This is a genomic window from uncultured Propionibacterium sp., assembly GCF_963539965.1.
Classification (GTDB): Bacteria; Actinomycetota; Actinomycetes; order Propionibacteriales; family Propionibacteriaceae; genus Propionibacterium.
Genome location: NZ_CAUTOU010000001.1, coordinates 201,794 through 208,892 on the forward strand (window position 1 = coordinate 201,794; position 7,099 = coordinate 208,892).

Consider the following 7,099-nt stretch of genomic DNA (forward strand, 5'->3'; position numbering starts at 1 on the left):
AAGCGGACATCCGGGCAAGCTCCTCTCAGGTGCTTCTTCAGCCTAGTGGATCGGGGGCTCCGACGATCTCGTCCGAGCTCGGTGGCGACCCTGAACCATCACCCGGTTCGGCCGGCCCCGCTCGTGCCGTATCGGGACGCGGTCCCACCTGCGGGGCGCCGGGACACGGCCCCGCCTGCAGGGCATCGAGGCAGGGCCGCGCAACGCGCTCCACGACGGCCAGCATCACCAGGAAGTCCTGTATGCGCATCGTCATGCGGGTGTTGTACTCGCAGAACTGCACCGCCGCGATGACGCCCAGCGCGATGCCACCGGCCAGCACGATCGGCATCGTGGCATTCGCACTGCGCCCCAGCGACAGCAGGCACGCCCTGGTGAGCAGGCCGAAGACGATCACCGAGCCGACGACGCCGGCGACGCCCCACAGGGAGGTCCACTCGCCCACCGCCGAGAACGGGATGTACGTGTGCACGCGCATCTTGTCGGCGATCTGGGGCCAGCCAGCCGCCCCCGAGGGCAGCGGGTTCAACTCGACGAGCAGCTGGTGCAGGGTGATCCAGGGCACCCGCGAGCAGTAGATGATCAGCGGAACGATGAATGCGATGTTCTCGGCGAAGCTGTCCCAGATCGACGACAGATAGTCCGGGCCGGTCAGCAGGTCGATCGCGGCGCGCGAGTACGGGATGAGCCCGTGGGTCGCCTGGCCGCGGCTGTGGAGCGGCACGGGCAGGGCGAACAGCGCGAAGGCGACGCCCCCCAGCCATGCCCACCAGGGCGCTGCCCGTCCGCCGAAGACACGGCCCAGCAGGTAGAGCACGACGATGCCGCAGAAAATGCGGGTCGCCGAACCGAACATGAACGCGAACGAGACGGCGAAGAAGAGCGCGCTCAGAACGCGATGGCGGCGCCCGATCATGCCGGACAGCATGGGCAGCAGCGGCGAGAGGGCGCTGGCCACCACGACCATCGTGTGCGGACCCGACGTCTGGAGGTACCCGGTGGCGAAGAAGAGGTACCGGCCCTTGGCCATCGCGTTCGTCACGATGACGACGAAGCCCAGCAGGACCCATACGGGCATGAGGACCTCGACGGGTTCGCGAGCCCGCTCGGCGACCTCGGACAGGGTCAGGCCCCCGCCCAGGGGCAGGACGAGCACGATGAGAGCGCCGACCACGACCGCGGCGACCAGACGCACGGCGGCGTCGTGGTCGTAGACCTGCCAGACCCTCACGAAGGGGCCCGTCTGGCCCGAGGAGGGCTGCCTGACGACCCACTCGGCCACCGGCAGGCAGACGAGGAAGAGCGCCCCGACGATGAGGACCGGCAGGCGATCGACGGTCAGCCTCATGGCCGGCTCAACCGATTTTCGTGACGATGTCGTCGCCCGCATTGCAGAAGGCGACGTCCTCGGCGCTCTGGACGGGTCCGATCTTCGTCCGGATGGCCTCGCTCGGGGACCGGCGGAAGGCCAGCACGCAGGAGGGCACGCCGCCCGAGATCGTGATGGGCCCGATGTAGCAGTCGGTGACGTTCGGCGTCGCGGACACGACGGCGCCCTCGTAGCCGTCGCCGTTCCCGGCGAAGTTGCAGCCCGTGATGGTGTGGCCCGAGATGTATCCGCTCGAGATGGCGCTCGAGGGCATCGCCCGGGAGAAGTCATCGCCGTCCTGGTCCAAGTAGGCGATGCGCAAGTCGGAGCTGTCGGCGAACTCGTTCCCGAACTTGTTCGCATCCACGAGCAGGCCGGATCCGGCGTTCACGGTCCTGTCGCCCGGCACGATCCACACCGCGACCCGGCTGGTCCCAGAAGCCGTCTGGATGAAGTCGTTGTTCTGGATGTGCGTGTTGTTCCCGCCGCGGCCCAGCTTGATGTGCACCCGGTTGTTGACGAAGGCGTTGTCGGAGATCGTCGTCCCGTCGGTCAGGCCGGGCAGGGCCACGGCGATCGAATGCTCCGAACCGGCTGCCGCGAAGTAGTTCTGGGTGATCTTCCAGTAGGGCATGTCCGAGGAGGCGTGGCAGATGGCGTTCTCCTCGTAGCCGACGAAACGGCAGTTGCGCACGACGTGCATGGTCGTCACATTCGCACCCCGGTAGCGGTTGCGGATGACCGCACGGCCGCCGGTGAAGCTGACGCCCTCCACGAACAGGGAGCTCCACTGCCGATCGGAGTCGATGAGGTAGTCCGAGTCGATGGTGATGAAGGTGCGCCCGGCGCCCAGGCCGCGCAGTACCGGGGAGGCCACGTCGATGCCGGAGCCCCGGTAGACGAAGGCGCCCTCGCCGAGGGTGAGCCCTTCGCGTACGGCCCGCTCGATGGTGTCGGTGTCGTCGACTCCGGTCGCGACCAGCCCCTCGCCCGTCACCGGGGCGTATTCGGGTTCGGAGGGCGCGCCCGGCTCCGTGCTGGAGGCGGCCGTCGGGTCGACGGACGCGGAGCCGGGGTCGGACGCGGCCGGGCCGGAGCCCGACGTGGTCGGATCGGACGTGGCCGGGCTCGCGACGGGCGTGATCGGGGTACCGCTCGAGACGACCAGGCCCGATGAGCCGATGCACGAGCCGGACGACGTGGCCCCGTCCACGGACCGGACCGGGGGGTCCTGGGTGCCGCAGCCGGCCGTGCCCAGGGCGACGGCGCCGGCGGCGCCGGCGCCGAGGAAGAATCGTCGAGAAGCCTTCATGAGAGTTTCACAACCTCCTGATCTCCTGATGATCTGCGCCGCAACGGGACCCTAGTCCCATCTCGCCCGCGGCGCAGGACGGACTCGATGGCGAGGGCGATGAGGACGCCGACGAGCAGACCGGCGAGCAGCCCGGCGATGCCGTTGGTCAGGGGGCTGGGCCCGGTCTCGACGACCCTGTCGGCGCCGTCCTGGATGATGACGGCCTTGAGCGCCGGGGATCCGGAGCTCTGTTTCATGCCGGAAGCGATGATCTCGTCGCCGAGCACGTCGATGGTGGTGTTGGCCAGCTCGACGGCGCTGCCGGCGTCACCACCGGTAGCGGTGACCTCGATGATCGAGGTGCTCAACGGGACGGTGGCACTGATGCGGTCGGTCAGCTCCGTGGCCGACTGGTTCAGGCCGAGACGGGAACCGACCTCGTTGAGGACGACGCCGGAGGTGGCCAGCGACGAGTAGGTGCTCATCGAATCGGAGATCACCGTGGACACCGAGGACTGGTAGGTCTGCTCGACGCCCTCATCGGGATCGGCCGCACCGATCAGCACCGAGGCCGTCGACGAGTAGCTGGGTGCGCTCAGCACGGCCCGTCCGGCACCGCCGGACAGGCCGACGATCGCGACGACGAGGACGACGACCCAGTGCGCGCGGACGGCTTGACGGATTGTTGAGGTCTTCACTGCACCGATCCCTTCGTGTCGGTCGGTCCCTTCGGTGGTGGGCAGAGGAGCGCGCATCAGGGGCACGCCCCCATGACGGCGGCCTTGACGAAGGCGATGCCCTGGTAGATGACCTGATACCCCCAGCCCAGAGGCGTCGTGCCGCCGCTGTAGGCGAGGACGGTGACCGGGCCCTCTGCGCACTGATCCATGATGTAGCGGGTCCGGCTCACATGCGGGCGGGCCGTCAGCACGACGATCTCGTCCCACCCCCGCTCCACCCGCCAGCGGGCGAGCTGGGTGGCCTCGCCCCTCGTCGTGGAGGGATCCGGGACGAAGCAGGTGACCGGATAGGGGTGCTCCTCGGTGCAGAACGAGGTGCTCGGCTCGGGGCGGAGCAGCGAGCCGAGGAGCGGGGTGGACACGACCAGTTCGTCGGCGATGCCCTTGTCCATGAGCCGGAGGGCGTAAGCGATGCGGCCGGTGTCGTGGGGGCCGAGCACGAACAGGACGTCGGCGTGATCGGGGGCCGCCTCCTCGGCGGGGAAGGCGACGTAGCGCACGTCGACGACCACCAGGACGAGCAGGACGGCGGCGACGAGCAGACCGATGCGCCCGCCCCGCCCGATCCTGCGCTCAGGCCGGCGCGCGGTACTCACAGGACCTCCGCAACGGGTTCGCCGACCGTCCGGGCCAGATCGGGGCGCACGCCCAGGTACTCGTCGATGATGCGTACGAGCATCGAGACGAGAACACCGACCAGGGCGCCGCTGGCGCCCCAGACATGGACGCCGACGCCGACCAGTACGACGGCCAAGGCGCCGCCGGCCAGGTTGGCCCGGGTGATGCGCCGCAGGCGGCCGAAGGTGGTCAGCACCGCACGGCTGAGGACCGCCTCGTAGCTGCCGAGCGCGACGAACAGGGCCATGAGGACGGTGATGAACAGGCCCGGGCGGATGATGCCGTCGCCGAGGTAGTCGGTGAGGAGGGGACCGAGGACGACCACGCCCACGACGATGAGCCCGCACAGCGGAACCATCCAGAGCAGCGCCCTGCGGCCGCGGCCGCGCCGGTCGCCGCGCGGCACCCAGCCCTGCATGACGGTGGACAGCGGCGTGAGGGCCACCGTGATCTGGCGCTGCACCCTGTCGACGAAGGCGAACATCGGGCGCGCAGCCGGGTTGATGAACGAGACCAGCACCATTGGCAGCGACAGGACCAGGGAGTTCGTGATCGACGCGGCCACGCCGTCGAACTTCTCGCGCAGGACGGCGCGGACCGGACGCGCCCTGCGGGCGACGGCGCCCTCGCGGCGCAACCTGGCCAGGATGTAGGCGGTGCTGGAGGCGACGGCCACCACGATGCCGAGGCACTGGCAGCCGGTACCAGCGATGGCGCCGGCCCCGGCGTGGTTCATGAGGAACCAGCCGGTCATCGTGCCGATGACACGCGGAACGGTCTCGACGACCAGGAACCAGTAGGGCGCCACGACGCCCACGAAATACCACTGGCCGCTCATGCCGACGACGGCTTGGGCCAGCGCACCGATGGCGCCGAAGCCCCGCATGCCCGTCCCGGCGACGACGGCCCCGACGACGCAGCAGGCGAAGCAGACCGGTACGCACAGGAACAGGCGGGTGCGCAGGGCCTCGACGTACTCGGCGCGGCGCCCATCGGCATCGGCGCGGGCGATGACCGCCGGTCCGGCCATGCCCCAGCCGTATCCGATGATGACGGCCCCGACCGAGCCGATGACCTGACCGGCGCTGAGGGCTCCATAGGCCGCATCGCCGGAAGCCCGGATAAGAGCAGGGATGACCATGAGAGATGCCAGTGCCAGCAGGACCACCGACAACCCATAGCCGATGGCCTTGAATGCACTTCGCATGCGGGAACTCCTCGCTCAGCTGCGCTCGCCCGAGGGCGTCAGGGAATGATGAGGGACGAAATCAGGGGGGTGGTGCCGGACGGTGCCCCACGGCCCGCGGAAATGGTTCGCGGAAAACCGTCCGTGCGCCATGTTAGCGCCCGCCTTTCTAGAATCTTAGAAAGACCACGTTCTCATCACGCTCTCGGCTACGGAACTTGAGTGATTCTGAGAATAACATAAGAAAACTGTGTGTTAGCTGTCGAATTCTGGAATCAAGCGAGGAGTCAGCCCAGTCATGACAGATTCCACCGTCTCCGCGCACCGTCACAGGCTCGCCGAGTTCACCGGGCGGAGCTACGACAAAGGTCGCGGACGACTCATGTGCGCGGTATGGGCTCTCGTCGCCGATCCCATTCAGCGCTCGGTACTCGTGCCCCCCTGGCTGCGCGCCCGCCTGTTGCGCGCCTTCGGGGCGAGGATCGGACGCGGCACGCTGATCCGTCACGGTGTGCGCGTCCACTGGCCGTGGAAACTCACCGTCGGGCGCGACTGCTGGGTCGGCGTCGGCGCCTATCTGCTGAACCTCGACCGGATCACGATCGGCGACGACGTGTGCATCAGCCAGCAGGCCATGCTCTGCACCGCCTCGCACGACGCCGACGACCCCCACTTCGAGATCGAGCTCGGCCCCGTCGTCGTGGGCTCGGGCAGCTGGATCGCCGCGCGCGCCACCGTGCTGCGCGGCGTCACCATCGGCGAGGACGTCGTGGTGGGCGCGACCGCCCTGGTCGTCGGGGACGTTCCCGACCACACGAGGGTCCTGGCTCCGAGACCCGAGGAGAGGGCCCGGTGAGGATCCTCCAGATCGTTGCCGCGGTCAGCCCCGACAACGCCTACGGCGGTCCCACGACCGTTGCCGTCAACCAGTGCCGCGCCTTGGCCGCCGCCGGGCACGACGTGACGCTGGCCGCCGCCGGGCTCGGATTCGTGAACGGCTTCCCCGGCGATTGGGAGGGCGTGCCGGTGGAGCTCTTCGCCGGCCACCGGGTGCTGCCCGGGGCGGGCTTCGCCGGCCTGGCAAGCCCCGCCCTGCATCTCTGGCTGACCCGTCACGTGCGCGAGTTCGACGTCGTGCACGTCCATCTGGCGCGCGACCTCGTCACGCTGCCCGCGGCCGACATCGCCCAGCGCGCCGGGGTGCCGGTCCACGCCATGACGCACGGCATGATCGATGCCTCCGCCAACCCGCTGGCGGTCCCGCTCGACAGGGTCATGACCGCCCGCGTCCTGCGCGGCTGCGTCCGCGTCTTCCACCTCACTGAGCGCGAGCGCGATGACCTGCGTTCGCTGTTCGGCGAGGGACTCCGGCTCGAGGAGCTGCACAACGGCGTCCTGGTGCCAGCGTCGAAGCCCGAGCACAGGACCGGCGGCGCCCTGACGGTGCTGTACCTGGCCCGTCTCCAGGAGCGCAAGCGCCCGGGCACCTTCGTCGAGATGGCCAGGCGCCTGGCCGGCGAGTTCCCGGCCGCGCGCTTCGTCATGATCGGTCCCGACGAGGGCGTCGGCCAGTCGATCCGCACGCAGATCGCGGCGACCGGTCTCGGCGACCGCCTGGTCTGGAAGGGCCCGGCGACGCACGAGGAAGCCGCCAGGGCGATGGCCGCGGCCGACGTCTACGTGCTCCCCTCGGTCGACGAGCCCTACCCGATGAGCGTCCTCGAGGCCATGGGCCAGGGACTGCCGGTCGTACTGACCGACACCTGCGGCCTCGCCCCGGCCGTCGCCGAGCACGGCGCGGGCATCGTCACCGACGCCTCGACCGGGCAGGTCGCCGGCGCCGTGCGCGCCCTGCTGTCCGACGCCGGCGGGCGCCTGGCAGCAGGCGGGCG

The 7,099-nt window shown here is 69.7% G+C and carries 7 protein-coding genes; 2 read left to right on the forward strand and 5 right to left on the reverse strand.

The window, feature by feature from the left end; translation table 11 throughout:
- Window positions 1-37 precede the first annotated feature (37 nt).
- From R2N01_RS00905 to R2N01_RS00925, 5 genes are read right to left on the reverse strand one after another with little or no spacing between them, the layout of a single operon-like run.
- Entirely contained in the window at window positions 38-1,348 is a 1,311-nt protein-coding gene (locus tag R2N01_RS00905; RefSeq protein ID WP_316667498.1) for a hypothetical protein, read from the reverse strand.
- A 7-nt stretch (window positions 1,349-1,355) separates the two neighbouring features.
- Window positions 1,356-2,681, reverse strand: a complete 1,326-nt coding sequence (locus tag R2N01_RS00910; protein WP_316667500.1) for a hypothetical protein — start codon at window positions 2,679-2,681, stop codon at window positions 1,356-1,358.
- Complete coding sequence (locus R2N01_RS00915) at window positions 2,678-3,361, reverse strand: Wzz/FepE/Etk N-terminal domain-containing protein (RefSeq protein WP_316667501.1); 684 nt, start codon at window positions 3,359-3,361, stop codon at window positions 2,678-2,680. The genes R2N01_RS00910 and R2N01_RS00915 overlap by 4 nt, the downstream gene beginning before the upstream one ends.
- 56 nt (window positions 3,362-3,417) lie before the next feature.
- The gene (locus R2N01_RS00920) at window positions 3,418-3,999 is read right to left on the reverse strand and encodes a hypothetical protein (RefSeq protein WP_316667503.1); all 582 of its coding nucleotides are present in this window, start codon (window positions 3,997-3,999) and stop codon (window positions 3,418-3,420) included.
- On the reverse strand, window positions 3,996-5,228 hold the full coding sequence (locus R2N01_RS00925; RefSeq protein WP_316667506.1) for a hypothetical protein: 1,233 nt from the start codon (window positions 5,226-5,228) through the stop codon (window positions 3,996-3,998). The genes R2N01_RS00920 and R2N01_RS00925 overlap by 4 nt, the downstream gene beginning before the upstream one ends.
- Window positions 5,229-5,505: 277 nt before the next feature.
- On the opposite strand from R2N01_RS00925, the gene R2N01_RS00930 reads away from it, so the two are divergent.
- Window positions 5,506-6,063 carry a hypothetical protein gene (locus R2N01_RS00930; protein WP_316667507.1) on the forward strand — a complete coding sequence of 186 codons (558 nt, stop codon included), beginning with the start codon at window positions 5,506-5,508 and terminating at the stop codon, window positions 6,061-6,063.
- Window positions 6,060-7,099 (forward strand): glycosyltransferase (locus tag R2N01_RS00935; RefSeq protein WP_316667509.1); only part of this gene is annotated, 1,040 nt, incomplete at its 3' end. The genes R2N01_RS00930 and R2N01_RS00935, both read left to right, overlap by 4 nt.